Source organism: Chryseobacterium contaminans (assembly GCF_001684955.1).
In the GTDB taxonomy this organism is placed as follows: domain Bacteria; phylum Bacteroidota; class Bacteroidia; order Flavobacteriales; family Weeksellaceae; genus Chryseobacterium; species Chryseobacterium contaminans.
On record NZ_MAYF01000342.1, the window covers coordinates 1 to 17,391 of the forward strand.

A 17,391-nucleotide genomic window follows, 5' to 3' on the forward strand; every position below is an offset into this window, starting at 1 on the left:
AACCAGTGTGGAAGCCTGTAAAATAAGAGCATATTGAGATTATTAAACCATTTAAGGATGATTAAGGCTTACGAGTATTAAGATGTACTCCTCTTAAAGAAAACTTTATTTTAATACCAATAAAAAAGGATAAACAGTTACCCATTTATCCTTTTTTATTATTTACATCTGAGAATCTTATCCTCCGAATTTATCTGCATAGTCTGTTTGAGAAGCTTTGATCACTTTTCTTGCATGTTCAGCACCGTAAACCTCCTGGATCCTACATTTTGCAGGCTCGTCCGGTAAGTTTTTGTATGTTAAGAAGTAGTGCATTAATCTTTTAACTTCTGCTTCTGGTAGCTCAGAAATATCTCTGAAGTGTCCAAATGCGTGATCGTTAATCATTACTGCAACAATTTTATCATCAGCTTCCCCACCGTCGATCATTTTAAAACCACCAATTGGAATAGCTTCCATCAATAAACCTCCTGCATGAATATTGTGAGAACTTAAAACACAAATATCAAGTGGATCATGATCTCCCATTGTCACATCAGTAGCCCCCGATTCTACAGCAAGTTTCATCACTTCCTGATCACAGTATGTTCTTGGAACAAAACCGTATAAAGCAGGGATAATGTTAGAGAATTTCTGAGGCCTGTCTACTTTTAAATATCCTGTTTCTTTATCTACTTCATATTTAATAGTATCTGAAGGAACAATCTCCACAAATACATTTACAACATTTGGCGCATCTTCTCCTGCAGAAATTCCGTGCCATGGATGTGCTTTAAAATTTGGAATCATTATTTATCTGTTATTTTTTAAGTTATTATTAAAATTTCTTTTCTTAAATCTTCTATTGTTTCAGCAACATAATCATTACTTTCCATATAGTTCATGATGAAGATGGTTTTGAATTCATCCAGCTTCACTTCACCTTTCAATCCGTCATAGGTCTTATGGAGAAGATCTATAATAGCATTTTTAGAGTCTACAATATTCTTCCAGGAATTTTTCGTTACATAAAGCTGTTGGGAAGAATTATATTCAAATTCTTCGTTGATTGCTTTTTCGGTAAGGAAAATAAACTCATGAACCGCTAATCCTTTATCAAATCGCTGAATCAGGTTGGAAGGTTTTATTCTGTCCAGAAATAAAGTCATTCTCTCATAAGAGTGTGCTTTATTCTCTGAATTTGACTTCACAGTAAGTAATTTGAGTTCTTGGTTTTTAAGGGTAATATACGAGTGTACAAATTGTCTCAGCAAAACCAGAAAAGGAATTGCAATAATTAATGCAAATGCATAAGGTAAATATCCTGAAAGACTCGTCATAATTTTAGGATGCAAAATTACTAATATTTTCTGATATTACAGTTCAAATAATGCAGGTCTTTGTGTAACTTCATGGTAGCATACACTATTTTCATCAAAAAAGTGATATACTAGGCTTTTTCTGGTTCTGCTTTTATCAGTATGAGGCTCTCCGCCGTGAAGAATATTGGCATGCCAGATCAGCATATCACCTTTTTTAGCTCTGAAAATTTCTTTTTTCAAGCCCAGTTCTTTGACTTTGTTTTCCAGGAATTCTTCATAGGCTTTATAACTCTTCTTCCCTATTTTTAAAGCAGTTCCTTCATTATCATAATCAGAATTCAGGAAATATGGTAATTTATGACTCCCAGGAATATAATGTAAAGCTCCATTATTTTCATCTATATCTTCTAACGCAATCCACACTCCCAGAAGGCCTCCCAATGGAAAAGTTGTCATGTGAATACTGTCTGAATGGGTTTTCTGTTGGCTTCCGTTAATGAAGTTGATACTTTGAAACAGCTTGGCTTTGCCATCAAGTAAAACAGACAAAAACTCGAGCAAATCTTTATCATTTCCAATATTTCTTATGATTTCAGAGTGATGAATGGCAAACATCAGTTTTCCGCCATAACGGAATTTTAATGTTCCATCTTTCATCAGCTTTTCAATCTCGGTATTGACATTTTCTGCCGTTTCCGGATCAATGAAATTTCTTATAATCATGTACCCATTATCATCATAATGAAGTGCATTTTCTTTGTTTTCTTCTGATAATTTTTTAAAAAAAGCTGTAGATGAAAGTTTTTCTTCTGCAACACACCTCTCAGTTTGAGGAAGATGAGCAAAATCCTTACTTGAAATGCTTGAAAAATAACTCTTGTTGATCCCGTACTTTTTATATAATGGAATATTATGCTTTAACTTACTTTTTTTAAATAAATTATAAAGCATATATGATAATTTATAATGACGAATTTGTTCTAACATAACGGTTATTATAGTTTTATAAAGGTAAGGAATTATACTAAATTAGAACCAATCTAAACAATGCTTTTTATCATTAAAAGATTCTTCCTTTTAAAAGTAAAGATCCTAATTTTTTAAACAGATCTTTCTTAGAATGCTCTATAATTGCATAAGGCTTTAGTTCCGGGCGGAACCCCCTGAAAAATTCTTCAATATTGGGGATATCTCCACCTTCAAAATCAAAAATATGAGTATCTATTGTCTCTTTAAGCGCCTGATCAATCAATACAGATGCTCCAGACAGTTTTACATATTCCTTATCACTGAAAGTTCCTAATAGAGCCACCATATTACAATCTGAATAGATAGCAATAGCATTGATTATTCTATTGTGATAATAAAAAGCTAAAAAACGCAAGTATTTCAGATGGTAAGATGTTTCATAAATTTTCATAAAACCTGCTAAATCACTTTCTTTATTCAAGCCTATTAAATTAGACTTTATAAAAGGTTTTATTTCTTCATAAGAAACAGTTCTTACTTCAGAATGACTCAAAACTTCCTCATCTAACCTTAATTTTCTCTTTCTTTTAGGAGAATACCTAGCATATACTTTCTCATAAGCTTCAGGATAAATCAGGAAATTTTTCCTTATTCTGAGCTTGGAACGAAGTTCATTTCCATCATTAAAAGGATAAGCTCTTATCAGGTAGTGGTTTTCCAGATAGTTTAAAAACTGTTCATTCAGATTCACATCATCCTTACGGGAAAAGACCCCGAGTTGCTGGCAAAGCATAGGATTATGAACGATTTTCACTCCATACTTCCTTACAAAAGGAACTGGCATTACTGCTTCATAATCATTATATACAAGTATCTCCCATAGGTTTGATGCTGTAATATCTAAAAAGTCTTTTGTAGCAGAGTATTTTCTTTGCTCAGAATGTTCTAAACATTGAGAATATTTTACAAAATCAATTTCATGGTATTTGAATCTTCTTATCATAATAATCCTGCGTCCGAAAAACTAAAGTATGAATGCTGTGTAATGATAATATGGTCTAAAAGCTGAATACTCAATACTTTTCCAGCTTCTTTTATTTTTTGGGTAATATTAATATCTTCTTTGCTTGGTTTCAGACTTCCTGAAGGATGATTATGGGCAATAATCACACCTGTTGAAAAGTGTTCAATAGCGGTTCTGAACAATACTCTTACATCCACAATAGACTGGCTGATTCCTCCCTGGGTAAGCTGCGAAGTATGTATTACTTTATTGCTGTTATTCAGGAAAATAGCCCAAAATGCTTCAGTTCTTAAATCTGCCAACTGATTTTTCAGGATGGAATAAGCATCATGACTATTCCCAATTACTGACCGTTCCTGAATGTCCTGCCCTGCTCTTCTTCTTCCGATTTCCAAAGCAGTAATTATAGAAATGGCTTTAGCTTCTCCTATTCCTTTGAATTTCATTAAATCTTTAACGGAAAGCAGGCTTAGTTGATGCCAGTTATTATTCACAGATGCTAAAATCTTTCTGGCCAGCTCTAGTACACTTTCTTCCCTGTTTCCGCTTCCCATAATTATGGCTAAAAGTTCAGAATCGGTAAGTGAGTTCTTTCCTTTTTGTAAGAACTTCTCCCGTGGTCTGTCTGCTTCTGCCAAAAATTTTAAAGACATGGAATTAATGATAAAGATTAATAAAAAGTATATAAGATAATAGGTTTCTCTGACTTGTCAATATATTTTGCTGTTTCTTTAAATGCATTGATTGAAAGCATCGGACAGCCCAGACTGAGGCAGGTTGGCTTATCGGATTCCGTATCAGGAACACTGCTGAAAGAATGCAGTACAATGGCCCGCTGCATGGCATTATCATTGGTAGGATCAAGTCCTTTTAATCGGTAAGCTTTCCCAAATTGCCCTATATAACTTCCTCCAATTGCATATTTTCCAAGAGATGACTGATAGGAGCCTTCAACATTGCTGAATTTCAAAACATTAGAGCCTGAAGTTACAGATCCTGAACCATGAGCCACAATAGCTTTTTGAACAATCCTATTATTTTTCAGATCATAAATGAAGTACCGGTATTTTCCGGATGGCATTTTAAAGTTAATAAAAATAGCCAGGTCCTGATTATACTCTTTATCTTTAACAAAACTCTTTATTTCTGAGATTCTGAATTGAGGAATCCCTAAGACATCTGCCTGCTGTGATTCAGCTTTTGAGCAGGAAACCAAAAGTATTAAAAGAAAAATAAAGTATCTCATCATCTGTGTAAGAAAGCTATTCTATAATCATCCCATCTTTCATAACGAGCTTACGGTCTGTAATTTCAGCCAGATTCGGGTTGTGGGTTACAATCACAAAAGTCTGGTTATACTTATCTCTAAGATCAAAAAACAGCCTGTGAAGGTCATCTGCATTTTTTGAATCCAGATTTCCCGTAGGTTCATCGGCAAAGATAATTTTCGGTGAATTGATTAAAGCTCTTGCAACGGCAACCCTTTGCGCTTCTCCACCGGAAAGCTGGTTAGGTTTATGATTCAGTCGTTGTTCAATCTTAAGGTCTTCAAATAAGGCATATGCTTTTTCAATGGCCTCTCTTTCATTAGCTCCTGCAATTCTGGTAGGAAGTAAGACATTTTCCAAAGCAGTAAACTCAGGAAGCAATTGATGAAACTGAAATACAAAACCGATATTCTGATTTCTGAATTTTGATAACTGTTTATCATTCATATTGATAAATGATTCCCCAGCAATTTCAATTTCAGTATCATATTTTCCAGATTGAGTGGGATGATCCAAAGTTCCCAGAATCTGCAGCAATGTTGATTTACCCGCTCCGGATTCTCCTACAATAGAAACCACTTCTCCTACTTTAATATGAATATCAACTCCTTTCAGTACTTCTAAATTCCCATAAGATTTATGGATATTTCTTGCTTTAATCATGATCCAAAAATAGTAAATATAAATAGAACAAAACAATATTGTAACTATAAATATAATAAATACATCGTCTATTAAAAGCCAATAATCAACGGAATATTATTCAAAATAATTTTATCAACCTTTTTCCTGTAGTATGTAGTATTTTTCTATAATGATATTCTTTATCTATAGTATAAGATTTACCTTCTAACGAATAAGTAAGCTTCAGATTTAAATTATAATCTGAGTGATCACAATTGACAAAAAAATATCTGGCAGCAGCACTTTGATGAATTATTTCATTGGAAGATTGTTTAAAGAGAATATCTTTACTGCTCTGCAAGTTCTCCACATCCACAGGAATTTCTTTTCCTTCTGAACTAAGAGCTACTTTAATTTTATCAATAACAACAGCAGGTTCATTCCCTTTCTTACTACTATCAGCAAATAAGAAGGTATCAATCGTATAATAAATATCCCCGTCTTTGCTTCTTAAACTTGGGCTTAAACTAAAAACATTATTTTCTGAAGCAATAATATCCTCTTGAGGCTCTGATTCTAAAACAAATTCGGAATCAGTTGTTAAAAAGAAAAAGCCTAATATAGCTACTACAATTATAACACAAACGGCACCTATCTTATTCATCTCTTTTTTGTTTTTATAACTTCTGGAAAATCATTTTATAAATATAATTTATTTTTTTATAAAACCTGGAATACAACAATGTTCCGAAGATCTATTCTATGCTTAGATCTTTCTTCGTTCTAAAAAAACAAAAACCTCCCGATTTGGGAGGTTCTTGTATATATGCTTTAGAAATTACAGTAACAAAGTTAATGGGTTTTCTAAATATGTTCTTAAAGTTTGTAAGAATTGAGCACCTGTAGCCCCATCTACTACTCTGTGGTCACATGCTAATGAAAGTTTCATTGTGTTACCCACTACAATCTGACCATTCTTAACGATTGGCTTCTCGATGATTGCTCCTACTGAAAGGATGGCAGAGTTTGGTTGGTTAATGATACTTGTAAAGGTCTCGATTCCAAACATTCCAAGGTTAGAAATAGAGAATGTAGACCCTTCCATTTCATTAGCCTTAAGACCTTTGTTCTTAGCTCTTGAAGCCATATCTTTTACAGCTGCAGAGATCTGAGTATAAGACATCTGGTCAGTATTTTTCAATACAGGAACTACCAATCCGTCAGGAATAGCTACTGCTACCCCAATATTGATATTTCCTCTGTGGATGATCTTATCACCAGCCCAGCTTGAATTCACCTGCGGGTGTTTTCTTAAAGCAATAGCTGTAGCTTTAATGATCATATCATTGAATGAAATCTTCGTATCAGGAATAGAGTTGATCTCTTTTCTCGCCTCGATAGCTTTATCCATATTGATCTCAACCATCAGGTAATAGTGTGGAGCAGAGAACTTACTTTCAGAAAGACGTTTCGCGATAACGTTTCTTACCTGTGAGTTTGGAGTCTCTGTATCTTCTCCCTGAACGAAGCTTACAGCAACCTGGGCAGCAGCACTTGCAGCCGGAGCTGGAGCAGCTGATTTGGCAGCCGGCTGATAGTTTTCAATGTCTTTCTTAACGATTCTTCCGTTTTCTCCTGAACCTTGAACACTGTTGATATCAACACCTTTCTCCTGAGCCATTTTCTTAGCCAATGGAGAAATTGCCACTCTGTCAGAAGATGAAGCGTTAGCAGCCGGAGCAGCTTTTTCTTCAGTTTTAGCTTCTGCTTTTTGCTCAGCTGGTTTTTCTGATGCCGGAGCAGCAGCTTTTGGAGCTCCTACAGCTGAAACATCTGTTCCTGCAGGACCAATAATAGCCAACACACTGTCAACCGGAGCAGCACCTCCTTCTTCTACACCTTGCTTCAATAGTACTCCATTGAATTCAGATTCGAAATCCTGTACTGCTTTATCTGTTTCGATTTCAGCAAGAAGATCACCTTCTTTTACTGTATCACCTACATTTTTGTGCCATTTCGCAACCTTACCTTCCGTCATTGTATCAGAAAGTCTTGGCATTGTAATAATTTCTACTCCTGCAGGAACTTCTGCTGAAGCAGTTTCCACAGTTTCTGCCTTCGGCTGTTCTTCTGATTTCTTTTCTTCAGTACCAGCAGCCGGAGCAGCAGCTCCACCTGTTAATCCTGAAATATCTTCTCCTTCATTACCGATAATTGCTAAAACAGAGTCTACAGCAGCTGCAGCACCTTCTTCTACACCTACGTATAAAAGAGTACCTTCTACTTCAGATTCGAAATCCTGAACTGCTTTGTCAGTTTCAATTTCAGCTAAAATATCTCCTTCTTTTACTTTATCTCCTACTTTTTTATGCCATTTCGCCACTTTACCTTCCGTCATTGTATCCGAAAGGCGGGGCATCGTAATTACTTCTGCCATAATTTATTTTAATTTGAAAATTTAGCAATCTGAAAATTTGAAAATTAAAAAAGGACATACTCTATCACATTTTCAAATTCTCAAATTGTCAAATTAACTCATTATCTTTTAGTTTTCTAATTTGTCTAAGAATGGATAATCTTCCTGAGCATATACATACTCATAGATTTTCTCAGGGTCCGGATATGGAGAGTTCTCCATGAATTCGATGCACTCTTCAACAAAGTCTCTTGACTTATTATCTATAGCTTCCAGTTCAGCTTCTGTAGCCCATCCGTTTTCAAGAATTCTGTGCTTAACCAATTCAATTGGGTCATCATTCTTATGAATAGCTACCTCTTCTTTAGATCTGTAAGGCTCAGCATCAGACATAGAGTGACCTCTGTAACGGTAAGTTCTTGCTTCAATGAATGTTGGTCCGTCTCCTCTTCTTGCTCTTTCAATAGCTTCATAAGCAGCTTCAGCCACTTTTACTGGATCCATTGCATCTACAGCAAGACAAGGCATTTCATATCCTAATCCTAATTTATAGATATCTTCGTGGTTGGCAGTTCTTTTTACAGAAGTTCCCATTGCGTATTGGTTGTTTTCTACTACAAATACTACAGGAAGTTTCCAGTTCATTGCCATGTTGAATGTTTCATGCAATGAACCCTGTCTTGCAGCACCATCTCCGAAGAAACAGATGTTTACAGCTTTTCTGTCGAAATATTTATCTGCAAAAGCAATACCTGCTCCCAATGGAATTTGTCCTCCAACAATACCATGACCTCCGTAGAAACGGTGCTCTTTACTGAAAATGTGCATAGATCCACCCATACCTCCGGATGTACCAGTAGCTTTACCGCAAAGTTCAGCCATGATTCTCTTAGGATCTACTCCCATCGCCATTGGATGGATGTGACATCTGTAAGCAGTAATCATACTGTCTTTAGTAAGATCCATTGCATGTGTAAACCCGGCAGGGATTGCTTCCTGACCATTATACAAATGTAAAAATCCTCTGATCTTTTGTTTTAGGTAAAGAGAACGGCATTTGTCTTCAAACCTTCTCCACATTGTCATATCTTCATACCACTTCAGGTATACCTCTTTAGAAAATTCTTTCATGTGTTAGCTCTTGCTTTTTTATGATGAAATAGTTGAGCAAAATTATGAAAAAAACTTTGTTTTTATTGTATGCATAAGTAACTTTTCATTTTTTCTCTAAAATCTACTTGCACGCGGAATGGATTATTCTTAATTTTCGACCCTTGGAAACGTTCGTAAAATAGTATCCTGACTGTTATTTTCTTATTACAATATCTAAAAAATCAGCCTGTCAGTGTGGCATTTCCGGAATAATCAATGAAACAGTACAGAGAAAAAATATTATGTTTTATTTCCTATCTTCCTTCATCTTTAATTATTGTTAACATATGTTTTGGTTATTTCAACAACTTTTTTTCGGGAGAAAAATCGGTAAGTTTTAAGGTTCTGTCTTCAATATGATTAACAAAATCGCCATGCAACTTTGCCGTCTGCGCTTTAATATCTTTCCATTCTTTATCTTCCATAAAACCCTGCCCTGCCATGCCATTTTTCATCTTTCCATTCAAGCAGATAAGCAAATTCTGTTTTTCCTTAAAAGCTGAACTAATTAAAATTAAATATTTTTAGTCATTAATGTATATTATTTTTAACAAAAACTGAAAAACCATTTTATATAATAAAGTTCCTCAACTATTACCTGCATTTTCATTATCTCTAAAACGCCAACATATCCTTTCATTCATTTGTTTTTTGGGCTTATAATCTTATATTTGACTTTTAAACTTAAATATGGAAGAAAAAAAATCTTCGCTTCTCCACAAAATCTCAAGGGTTATATCAGATTTCTTCAATCCGCTGGTTTCTCTGATCATATTTTTTGTGTATATGAGTGCCAGAGAGTATACATTTAAGGAATCTCTGGTTTATTTTCTTCCTTTATTATTAATGATTATTGCACCGGTTGTTATCTGGCTGGTATGGAATGTAAAAACCGGAAGATATACCAATATGGATGTTTCCAACCGTGTTCAAAGGAAGACACTGTATATATTTATTGCAGCTTGTGTGATAATTTACCTTATTTTCAATTACTTTAAAAATGGATATATTGATCTGGTGATGCTCTTTATCTTAATCCTTCTTTTTGCTCTTCAGATCAGCAATTTTTTCATTAAAAGTTCTATGCATACTGCATTTAATATATTTGTAGCGGCATTATTTTTTACCCTGGATTGGAAAATGGGTCTTGTATGGATCGGGATTGCCAGCCTGGTAGGGCTTACTAGAATTATTTTAAAAAGACATACGGTAAAAGAGGTATTTATGGGAGCTGGAATAGCTTTTGTGGTATCTTTTATTTATCTTTATTGCAATATACAATTTCAACATTAGAAGAATATATGAAAATCAATCATCTTACCGCCGCAGAAGAAAACTTTATGAAGCTGTTTTGGAAAATGGAATCTTTCTATCTGAAGGACGTTATGGAGCAGCATCCGGAACCTAAACCCCACCAAAACACGGTTTCCACATATTTGAAAATATTGGTTGAAAAAGGGTATTTATCTACTGAAAAAGAAGGAAGAATCTTCAAATACACGGTAATTGTTCCGTTTGAAGAATACAGAAAGTTCCTGCTAAAAGAGCTTACACACAATTTTTTCAATGATTCAGGAAAAGAGATCCTTGAATTCCTGTTCAGTGAAAAACTGCTTACACAGGATGATCTCAAAGGGTATTTCGATCTTAAAATTGAAATTAAGCCTGCGAAAGTTGAGAATCCAAAGTTTGAAGTTGCTGACGAGATATTAAATCCAAAGAAAGAGAAAAAGGTAAAAGCCAGCAAAGACAAAGACAAAGACAAAGAGAAAGAGAAAAAGAAGAAGAAAAAGAAACTATAAAAAAAGCGGCTTAAAAGCCGCTTTATATTTTTACCAACGATTTCCACCGCCGTTACCACCACGGTTATTGTTACCGTAACCACCACCTCTGTTGTTGTTACCATAACCTCCACCTCTGTTGTTGTCGAAGCTTCTTCTTGGCTTCTCTTCTCTTGGCTTAGCTTCAGATACGTTTAATGTTTTTCCGTTGAATTCTTTTTGATTAAGAGCTTCAATAGCTTGCTTTCCTTCTTCATCACCCATTTCAATGAAACCGAAACCTCTAGAACGGCCAGTTTCTCTGTCTGTTACGATTTTAGCTGATGATACATCACCAAATTCTGCAAATAGATCGTGCAACTCATACTCTTTAGTTGCGTAATTGATGTTTGAAACAAAAATGTTCATTTTGAATAAATTAAAAAATTAATAAAAATTTGGTATATAAAAGAAAAACAACATAAATTAATGAACAAATATTGATTCCAAATATAAACGTATGCAAGATACAATTAAAAATTTCAAATCAAAGCTTTTTTTCATGTCTTTCTCACTTTAGTTTGAATTTAAATTCTATATAACATCAAATAACACAAATAAAAAACTATATATCAACTAATTACAGCTAAGATCCATTAAAAAGTTAAAGTTAGTTAACATAATAAAATATCCATCGAATCATGATTCAAAACAGGCAGAACCTATCGCATAACGAGAATTCGGAATACAGAGAATAATAGTATATTTATATATTCCTTTTAAAATTATATTTATAAAACCGGTTATTGGATTTTATTATGAAACAGCACACTACCAATTATATCAATACTTTTATAGAAGTTGCAGAAGACTGTCCGGTTTCCCAGGCACAGATTCCCCCTGAAAAGAAAGAAAAGACACTGGCAAATCTTCAATATGAAAAGATCAGTAATAATCCCTATCAATATACTTCCGATGATATTATTTTTGAATGCTATGCCTTCAAGAATGATATTTCAGAACATGAAAAGCAAGAAGAAAGAAACCGGTTCTTCTCAAAAGGCCAGGCGTGTCTCCGATCTTCACCCCTAGCCAAAAGATACGGATTCGGGTTTCATCATAATAAGGAAGGAAAAGTTGCCCTATATCCAATAGAAAGCAAAGAGTATCAAAAGCTGTTAAATGATCCAGGCATCACAAAAACAAAAGCAATGCGCTCCAAAAGAAAATGATTGAGAAAATGAATAATTCTCTTAAGATCAATAAATACTATTCTTTTGAAAACCCATCATTTAACGCTAAATTTGTACTGCAAATTATTAACAACATGAACTACCATACAAGAAAATGGGTAAAGCCCGAAGATTTAAACCCTAATCATTCACTTTTCGGAGGAAGACTTTTACAATGGATAGATGAAGAAGCAGCATTATATGCCATCATCCAGCTTGAAAACACTAAAGTTGTTACTAAATTTATCTCCGAGATTAATTTTGTAAGTTCCGCAAAACAAGGCGATATTATAGAAATTGGTATAGAAGCTACTCACTTTGGCTCCTCCTCCATTACTTTAAGATGTGATGTCCGTAATAAAATGACCCACCAAACCATTATTACCGTTGAAAAAATTGTAATGGTTAACCTTGATAGCGAAGGAAATCCTGCACCTCATGGCAAAACCAAGATTGAGTTTGTAAAAGACAGGCTAAACAGCACCCTATGAAGATTTTCATCAAGAACATGGTCTGCAACAGATGCATTGCTGCAGTAGAAACTATTTTTAATAATGCAGACATAAAAACTCGTTCCGTTATTCTTGGAGAAGTTGAAACAGAATCGGAAATCCCCCCATCAATAATGCAAGCGATTGAAGAAAAGCTTCTTGCAACCGGATTTGAAAGAATCATGGATTCTTCCCATCAACTTATCGAGAAAATTAAAAATCTCGTTATTGCAAAAATCAGTGAACTTGATATTGATGAAGATTTTCTTCTTTCTGAATTTCTAAGTGCAAAACTTCACAAAGATTACAGTTCTCTTTCAAAAACATTCTCTCAGAATGAAAATATAACCTTAGAGCAATTTTTTATTCTTCAAAAAATAGAAAAAGTAAAAGAGCTCCTTTTATATAATGAATTCAATCTTACGGAAATTGCAGGAAAGTTAGGTTACAAAAGTGTTCAGCACCTTTCCACCCAGTTCCGTAATGTTACCGGATTTACTCCTACTGAATTCAAGAAGTTAAAAGATCACCACAGGAAACCCCTGGATAAACTTTAATTGAGTTGGAGAGTATTTGAGTTGGAGGGTTGGAGGGTTTGAGAGTTGGAGCGTGTTAGTGTCTGATAGATCAGCAAACAATTACCTATTCCCGCCACTCTAATACTCTAATACTCTAATACTCTAATACTCTAATACTCTAATACTCTAATACTCTAATACTCTCCCACCCTCAAACTCCCAAATCCAAATTCTATAACTATTATCCTTAAATTTATAACAACCTTAGATTTTCATTTTGGAAATTTGTAGTATAAATTTAAGACTCATGGAACAACAGTATAAAATACTCGGAATGACCTGTTCCGGTTGCCAGAAAAAAATATCCAATCAACTGAACAGCATTGAAGGAATTACAGCCGATGTAAATCTTGAAAACAATACCGCCACCATCACTTCAGACCACGCGGTTGCTCTTTCAGTTTTAAATGATTCATTGGCGGAAATAGGAAAATACAGACTGGAAGATCCTCACAATCCTGAAAAAGCTTTTGTAAAACCACAGGATCGTGTCTCCCCCTCATCAGTATATTATTGCCCGATGGAATGTGAAGGCGACAAGGTATATTTCAAGCAGGGCGAAAGATGTCCGGTTTGTAATATGTACCTAGTTCCTATTGAGGAAAAACTGGCAAAAGACCCTAATCATAAGCCTTCTTATTCAGCAACCCATCTTCCTGAAAACTTTAAAGACAGTGTAGGAAAATACTATTGTCCAATGTTCTGTGAAGGAGATAAGGTATATGATGAAAAAGGCGACTGTCCTGTATGTCATATGCATTTGGAAAAAATCGCTGAAGATATGGCTCAGAAAGTGGCTTCACATTCACACGCTCATAATCATAATCATAGCCATCATCATGAAACACCAAAAGTTACCGATGAAATGGCAGGAAGGTATTATTGTCCGATGTATTGTGAAGGAGATAAAACGTATGATTCCAACGTTGGATGTCCTGTTTGCGGAATGGATCTGGTAAAATATCCGGAAAAGAAAACTGCAAAATACACTTGTCCCATGCACCCTGAGATCATCAGTGACGAACCGGGAAGCTGCCCGATCTGTGGAATGGATCTGGTAAAAATACCTGACAGCGGAGACGATGAAGAAGATGAAACCTACAACATCCTGAAAAGAAAATTTCTGATTTCATTAGCGTTTACGGTTCCTGTTTTCATTCTCTCCATGGGTGGAATGTTTATTGATTTTCCGTTTTCACACCAGATTCAAGGCTATATTGAATTGGCATTAACTCTTCCTGTTATGTTCTATTCAGGATGGTTCCTGTTAAAAAGAGGCTGGGTTTCCTTCAAAACCTGGAACCTCAATATGTTTAGCTTAATTGCCCTGGGAGTTGCGGCTGCATTTATTTTTAGCATTACAGCTTTGGCTTTCCCGGATATTATTCCTCATGAGATTCGCGGACACAATCATGAGATTCCATTATACTTTGAAGCAGTTTGTGTTATCCTGACCCTGGTTATTTTGGGGCAATTAATGGAGGCTGCTGCCCATAAAAAAACAGGAAATGCCATTAAGGAACTGATGAACCTATCTCCTGACGAAGCCAATCTTATCGTAAATGGTGAAGAAAAAAAAGTACTGCTTTCTCAGGTGAAAATCGGAGACCTGTTAAAAGTAAAACCAGGTGAAAAAATTCCGGTTGATGGTAAAATAACTGAAGGAAGCTCTATTATAGATGAAAGTATGATTACAGGAGAACCCGTTCCTGTTGAAAAAACAGTTGATGATAAAGTTTCTTCAGGAACAATCAACGGGAATCAGGTATTTATCATGAAAGCTGAAAAAGTAGGTGATGAAACTTTACTTTCCCAGATTATTAAAATGGTGAATGAAGCCAGCCGAAGCAGAGCCCCTATTCAAAAACTAACGGACAAAGTATCAAAAGTTTTCGTTCCGGTAGTCATCCTTATTGCTGTGCTTACTTTTGTTCTGTGGCAGTTCTTTGGTCCGGAAGGAAAAAGAAGCTTATTTGCTTTCGTGAATGCCGTAGCCGTTTTAATTGTAGCCTGTCCATGTGCTTTAGGTCTGGCAACTCCAATGTCCTTAATGGTAGGAATTGGAAAAGGAGCTAAAAATGGCATCCTGATCAAAAATGCAGAGGCTCTGGAACAAATGAACAAAGTAAACGTATTAATTACTGATAAAACAGGAACCTTAACGGAAGGAAAGCCTTCTGTGGAATATATAGAAACAGTGAGCAACGAAGATGAAAAACAGATTTTGAAGCTTGCTTTTTCTCTAAATCAAAACTCCGAACACCCGCTTTCCAATGCAGTTATTAAAAGAGCTAAGGATGAAAATATATCTGCTGAAAAAGTAGAACAGTTTGAAAACATTTCAGGAAAAGGAGTAAAAGGAAACATCAATGGAAAAACAGCTTACCTTGGAAACGAGAGCCTATTAACTTCTCATCAGATCCAGATTCCCAATACATTAAAGCAGAAAGCAATAGAAGTACAGTCAAAAGCGCATACTATTTCTTATATAGCACAGGAGAAGAATGTTTTAGGATTTATCAGTTTTACGGATAAAATTAAAATAAGCTCGAAAAAAGCCGTAGACCGATTAATGAGCGAGGGAGTTGATGTCATTATGATGACCGGAGACAACGAACATACTGCCAAAGCTGTTGCTGAAGAATTAGGAATCAAACATTTTAAGGCTAATTGTTTGCCTGAAGACAAGTTAAATGAAGTAAAAAAATTACAGCAGCAAGGGAAAATTGTAGCTATGACCGGAGACGGAATCAATGACTCTCCTGCCCTAGCCCAATCCGATATAGGAATAGCGATGGGAACCGGTACTGATGTAGCCATTGAAAGTGCTGAGATCACTTTATTAAAAGGAGACATTTTAGGAGTGGCAAAAGCCAAGTTATTAAGTGAAAAGCTTCTTGGAAACATTAAAGAAAACCTGTTTTTTGCTTTTATTTATAATGTCTTGGGGATTCCGGTTGCGGCAGGATTATTGTATCCATTCTTTGGAATTCTGTTGTCACCGATGATTGCAGCCGCAGCAATGAGCGTAAGTTCATTATCTGTGATCCTGAATTCACTAAGATTAAATTCAGTAGATCTGGAGATAAAATAATAGTATGAAAAAAGAAAATCTTTACATAGGATGTTCAGGGTTTTATAATAATGACTGGAAAGGGTCTTTATATCCTGAGAATGCCCAAAGTAAAGATTTTCTTTCTTTATATGCTGAAGTTTTCAATGCTGTAGAGATCAATTCCACATTTTACAGGAAACCTACTGCTAAAACGCTTTTAAAATGGTATGATGATACTCCTGAATCATTCAGATTCTTTATTAAAATCCCTAAAGCAATTACCCACCAGAACCGCCTTTCAGATTCTAAAAATGAGATTACATTATTCTGTGATCACATTCATGAACATCTACAACAAAAGCTTTCCGGATTTTTGTATCAACTTCCGCCTTCCTTTAAAAATACATTAGAAAATACAGGCCTGATTCTTAATAATACTGACAGCCGCTATTTAAATGTTATAGAATTTCGTCACGAATCCTGGTGGAGAAAGGAAGTTTTCGATCTGTTAAAAAGTAAAAATATTGTCTTCTCAGGTGTAAGTTTTCCTGGAAATCTTCCCGAAGATGTTATTATCAATCATCCTGAAATAATATACTACAGGCTTCACGGAAAGCCCATACTGTACAAATCCGAATATGGTGAAAATTTCCTGAACAATCTAGCAGAAGATCTTACCAATACCCAACAAACCAAATTCATTTTCTTTAACAATACCTGGGGAACTGCTGCTATTAAAAATGCAATGTATCTGAAAAGCATTTTTAATGAGTAAATAAACGGTATTATTACAAAGCTGCCCATCCTTCAATGTGTTAAAATAAAATAATTCCTAAACAAAGGAATAATATTGCAATCTCAAAAAAAATAGAAAAACACTATCGGTTTAGCATTTATAAATGTTAAAAATTACAGAAAATCAGACCATAACTCCACAACCAGCATTTTAATCAAAAAAGGCTTTAAAATAAAGTTCTTAAAATAACCTTAAAAAGAAAAAAAGTTAAGAAACGTGGCATATAATTTGTTAACATTCAAACGTTATTTTTAACGATTTTTAACAATTTAAATTCCATTATCTTTATGAGAAAAATTTTTGCGGGAAAGTCAAAAAATAAGGCTTTTCTCGGGATGTTTGCATTGGTGAGTGCAACCTCAGTAGTATTAAACAGCTGTAATTTTAAAAGTGACGTAAACGATGCTGTCAGTTTACAGGAACATCCTGCCGCAGAAACAGTCCCCACGATGGACGATGAAAATGTAGATCCGGATAAAAGAGTGATCTACCTTACCTTTGACGATGGGCCCAATCAGGGAACCGAAAATCTTTTAAAGATCCTGGATAAAAGAAATGTGTGTGCTACTGCTTTTCTAGTAGGAAAACATGCCTATGGAAGTACAAAACAGAAAAATGATTTTAAACTTCTGAAAGACAATCCTCTTATTGAACTGGCCAACCACAGCTTCACACATGCCCATAACAAATACACTGATTTTTATAAAAGTGCAGATGCTGTTGTA

General features: G+C 35.0%; 20 protein-coding genes. 8 read left to right on the forward strand and 12 right to left on the reverse strand.

Annotated elements, in window-relative coordinates; genetic code table 11:
- Nucleotides 1-177: 177 nt before the first annotated feature.
- From BBH99_RS19400 to BBH99_RS22555, 11 genes are all read right to left on the reverse strand, one after another.
- The gene (locus tag BBH99_RS19400; protein ID WP_066699696.1) at nucleotides 178-789 is read right to left on the reverse strand and encodes an inorganic pyrophosphatase; all 612 of its coding nucleotides are present in this window, start codon (nucleotides 787-789) and stop codon (nucleotides 178-180) included.
- A gap of 17 nt (nucleotides 790-806) precedes the next feature.
- Nucleotides 807-1,319 (reverse strand): DUF7935 family protein, encoded by a 513-nt coding sequence (locus BBH99_RS19405; protein ID WP_066699697.1) that lies wholly within the window; start codon nucleotides 1,317-1,319, stop codon nucleotides 807-809.
- Between the two features lie 36 nt (nucleotides 1,320-1,355).
- Nucleotides 1,356-2,252, reverse strand: coding sequence for a phytanoyl-CoA dioxygenase family protein (locus tag BBH99_RS19410; RefSeq protein WP_228390853.1), 897 nt, complete (start codon nucleotides 2,250-2,252; stop codon nucleotides 1,356-1,358).
- 109 nt (nucleotides 2,253-2,361) lie between these two features.
- The gene (locus BBH99_RS19415; protein WP_083188885.1) at nucleotides 2,362-3,273 is read right to left on the reverse strand and encodes a hypothetical protein; all 912 of its coding nucleotides are present in this window, start codon (nucleotides 3,271-3,273) and stop codon (nucleotides 2,362-2,364) included.
- Nucleotides 3,270-3,947 carry a RadC family protein gene (gene radC / locus BBH99_RS19420; RefSeq protein WP_066699702.1) on the reverse strand — a complete coding sequence of 226 codons (678 nt, stop codon included), beginning with the start codon at nucleotides 3,945-3,947 and terminating at the stop codon, nucleotides 3,270-3,272. The genes BBH99_RS19415 and radC overlap by 4 nt, the downstream gene beginning before the upstream one ends.
- Nucleotides 3,948-3,964: 17 nt before the next feature.
- A complete protein-coding gene (locus BBH99_RS19425) occupies nucleotides 3,965-4,543 on the reverse strand; it encodes a murein L,D-transpeptidase catalytic domain-containing protein (protein ID WP_066699705.1) in 579 nt (192 codons plus the stop codon).
- A 13-nt stretch (nucleotides 4,544-4,556) separates the two neighbouring features.
- Nucleotides 4,557-5,225 (reverse strand): ABC transporter ATP-binding protein, encoded by a 669-nt coding sequence (locus tag BBH99_RS19430; RefSeq protein WP_066699707.1) that lies wholly within the window; start codon nucleotides 5,223-5,225, stop codon nucleotides 4,557-4,559.
- Nucleotides 5,226-5,325: 100 nt separating this feature from the next.
- Nucleotides 5,326-5,850, reverse strand: a complete 525-nt coding sequence (locus BBH99_RS19435) for a hypothetical protein (protein ID WP_066699710.1) — start codon at nucleotides 5,848-5,850, stop codon at nucleotides 5,326-5,328.
- A gap of 174 nt (nucleotides 5,851-6,024) precedes the next feature.
- On the reverse strand, nucleotides 6,025-7,623 hold the full coding sequence (locus BBH99_RS19440) for a pyruvate dehydrogenase complex dihydrolipoamide acetyltransferase (protein WP_066699712.1): 1,599 nt from the start codon (nucleotides 7,621-7,623) through the stop codon (nucleotides 6,025-6,027).
- 108 nt (nucleotides 7,624-7,731) lie between these two features.
- The gene (pdhA, locus tag BBH99_RS19445) at nucleotides 7,732-8,733 is read right to left on the reverse strand and encodes a pyruvate dehydrogenase (acetyl-transferring) E1 component subunit alpha (protein ID WP_066699714.1); all 1,002 of its coding nucleotides are present in this window, start codon (nucleotides 8,731-8,733) and stop codon (nucleotides 7,732-7,734) included.
- Between the two features lie 317 nt (nucleotides 8,734-9,050).
- Nucleotides 9,051-9,209: a hypothetical protein gene (locus tag BBH99_RS22555; protein ID WP_165601962.1), complete on the reverse strand. Its 159-nt coding sequence runs from the start codon at nucleotides 9,207-9,209 to the stop codon at nucleotides 9,051-9,053.
- 235 nt (nucleotides 9,210-9,444) lie between these two features.
- On the opposite strand from BBH99_RS22555, the gene BBH99_RS19450 reads away from it, so the two are divergent.
- Both BBH99_RS19450 and BBH99_RS19455 read left to right on the forward strand, forming a co-directional pair.
- Nucleotides 9,445-10,047, forward strand: a complete 603-nt coding sequence (locus tag BBH99_RS19450; RefSeq protein WP_066699718.1) for a phosphatase PAP2 family protein — start codon at nucleotides 9,445-9,447, stop codon at nucleotides 10,045-10,047.
- An 8-nt stretch (nucleotides 10,048-10,055) separates the two neighbouring features.
- Entirely contained in the window at nucleotides 10,056-10,556 is a 501-nt protein-coding gene (locus tag BBH99_RS19455) for a BlaI/MecI/CopY family transcriptional regulator (RefSeq protein ID WP_066699731.1), read from the forward strand.
- A gap of 30 nt (nucleotides 10,557-10,586) precedes the next feature.
- Here the strand turns inward: BBH99_RS19455 and BBH99_RS19460 are convergent, their stop codons facing one another.
- A complete protein-coding gene (locus BBH99_RS19460) occupies nucleotides 10,587-10,943 on the reverse strand; it encodes an RNA recognition motif domain-containing protein (RefSeq protein WP_066699719.1) in 357 nt (118 codons plus the stop codon).
- A 389-nt stretch (nucleotides 10,944-11,332) separates the two neighbouring features.
- On the opposite strand from BBH99_RS19460, the gene BBH99_RS19465 reads away from it, so the two are divergent.
- The 6 genes from BBH99_RS19465 to BBH99_RS19490 form a co-directional block, all read left to right on the forward strand.
- Nucleotides 11,333-11,746 (forward strand): DUF6157 family protein, encoded by a 414-nt coding sequence (locus BBH99_RS19465; protein WP_066699723.1) that lies wholly within the window; start codon nucleotides 11,333-11,335, stop codon nucleotides 11,744-11,746.
- Between the two features lie 95 nt (nucleotides 11,747-11,841).
- Entirely contained in the window at nucleotides 11,842-12,237 is a 396-nt protein-coding gene (locus BBH99_RS19470; RefSeq protein WP_066699733.1) for an acyl-CoA thioesterase, read from the forward strand.
- Nucleotides 12,234-12,794 (forward strand): helix-turn-helix domain-containing protein, encoded by a 561-nt coding sequence (locus BBH99_RS19475; RefSeq protein WP_066699725.1) that lies wholly within the window; start codon nucleotides 12,234-12,236, stop codon nucleotides 12,792-12,794. Before BBH99_RS19470 ends, BBH99_RS19475 begins: the two co-directional genes overlap by 4 nt.
- Nucleotides 12,795-13,062: 268 nt before the next feature.
- Entirely contained in the window at nucleotides 13,063-15,909 is a 2,847-nt protein-coding gene (locus BBH99_RS19480; protein ID WP_066699727.1) for a heavy metal translocating P-type ATPase, read from the forward strand.
- Nucleotides 15,910-15,913: 4 nt separating this feature from the next.
- Nucleotides 15,914-16,645 carry a DUF72 domain-containing protein gene (locus BBH99_RS19485; RefSeq protein WP_066699729.1) on the forward strand — a complete coding sequence of 244 codons (732 nt, stop codon included), beginning with the start codon at nucleotides 15,914-15,916 and terminating at the stop codon, nucleotides 16,643-16,645.
- A gap of 308 nt (nucleotides 16,646-16,953) precedes the next feature.
- A partial coding sequence (locus BBH99_RS19490) for a polysaccharide deacetylase family protein (protein ID WP_165601963.1) occupies nucleotides 16,954-17,391 on the forward strand: 438 nt, incomplete at its 3' end.

Bases quoted from the DNA above. Each gene is read 5' to 3' on its own strand.
- BBH99_RS19400 (WP_066699696.1), bottom strand. From the start codon at position 789: ATGATTCCAAATTTTAAAGCACATCCATGGCACGGAATTTCTGCAGGA.
- BBH99_RS19405 (WP_066699697.1), bottom strand. From the start codon at position 1,319: ATGACGAGTCTTTCAGGATATTTACCTTATGCATTTGCATTAATTATT.
- BBH99_RS19410 (WP_228390853.1), bottom strand. From the start codon at position 2,252: ATGCTTTATAATTTATTTAAAAAAAGTAAGTTAAAGCATAATATTCCA.
- BBH99_RS19415 (WP_083188885.1), bottom strand. From the start codon at position 3,273: ATGATAAGAAGATTCAAATACCATGAAATTGATTTTGTAAAATATTCT.
- radC (WP_066699702.1), bottom strand. From the start codon at position 3,947: ATGTCTTTAAAATTTTTGGCAGAAGCAGACAGACCACGGGAGAAGTTC.
- BBH99_RS19425 (WP_066699705.1), bottom strand. From the start codon at position 4,543: ATGATGAGATACTTTATTTTTCTTTTAATACTTTTGGTTTCCTGCTCA.
- BBH99_RS19430 (WP_066699707.1), bottom strand. From the start codon at position 5,225: ATGATTAAAGCAAGAAATATCCATAAATCTTATGGGAATTTAGAAGTA.
- BBH99_RS19435 (WP_066699710.1), bottom strand. From the start codon at position 5,850: ATGAATAAGATAGGTGCCGTTTGTGTTATAATTGTAGTAGCTATATTA.
- BBH99_RS19440 (WP_066699712.1), bottom strand. From the start codon at position 7,623: ATGGCAGAAGTAATTACGATGCCCCGCCTTTCGGATACAATGACGGAA.
- pdhA (WP_066699714.1), bottom strand. From the start codon at position 8,733: ATGAAAGAATTTTCTAAAGAGGTATACCTGAAGTGGTATGAAGATATG.
- BBH99_RS22555 (WP_165601962.1), bottom strand. From the start codon at position 9,209: ATGAAAAATGGCATGGCAGGGCAGGGTTTTATGGAAGATAAAGAATGG.
- BBH99_RS19450 (WP_066699718.1), top strand. From the start codon at position 9,445: ATGGAAGAAAAAAAATCTTCGCTTCTCCACAAAATCTCAAGGGTTATA.
- BBH99_RS19455 (WP_066699731.1), top strand. From the start codon at position 10,056: ATGAAAATCAATCATCTTACCGCCGCAGAAGAAAACTTTATGAAGCTG.
- BBH99_RS19460 (WP_066699719.1), bottom strand. From the start codon at position 10,943: ATGAACATTTTTGTTTCAAACATCAATTACGCAACTAAAGAGTATGAG.
- BBH99_RS19465 (WP_066699723.1), top strand. From the start codon at position 11,333: ATGAAACAGCACACTACCAATTATATCAATACTTTTATAGAAGTTGCA.
- BBH99_RS19470 (WP_066699733.1), top strand. From the start codon at position 11,842: ATGAACTACCATACAAGAAAATGGGTAAAGCCCGAAGATTTAAACCCT.
- BBH99_RS19475 (WP_066699725.1), top strand. From the start codon at position 12,234: ATGAAGATTTTCATCAAGAACATGGTCTGCAACAGATGCATTGCTGCA.
- BBH99_RS19480 (WP_066699727.1), top strand. From the start codon at position 13,063: ATGGAACAACAGTATAAAATACTCGGAATGACCTGTTCCGGTTGCCAG.
- BBH99_RS19485 (WP_066699729.1), top strand. From the start codon at position 15,914: ATGAAAAAAGAAAATCTTTACATAGGATGTTCAGGGTTTTATAATAAT.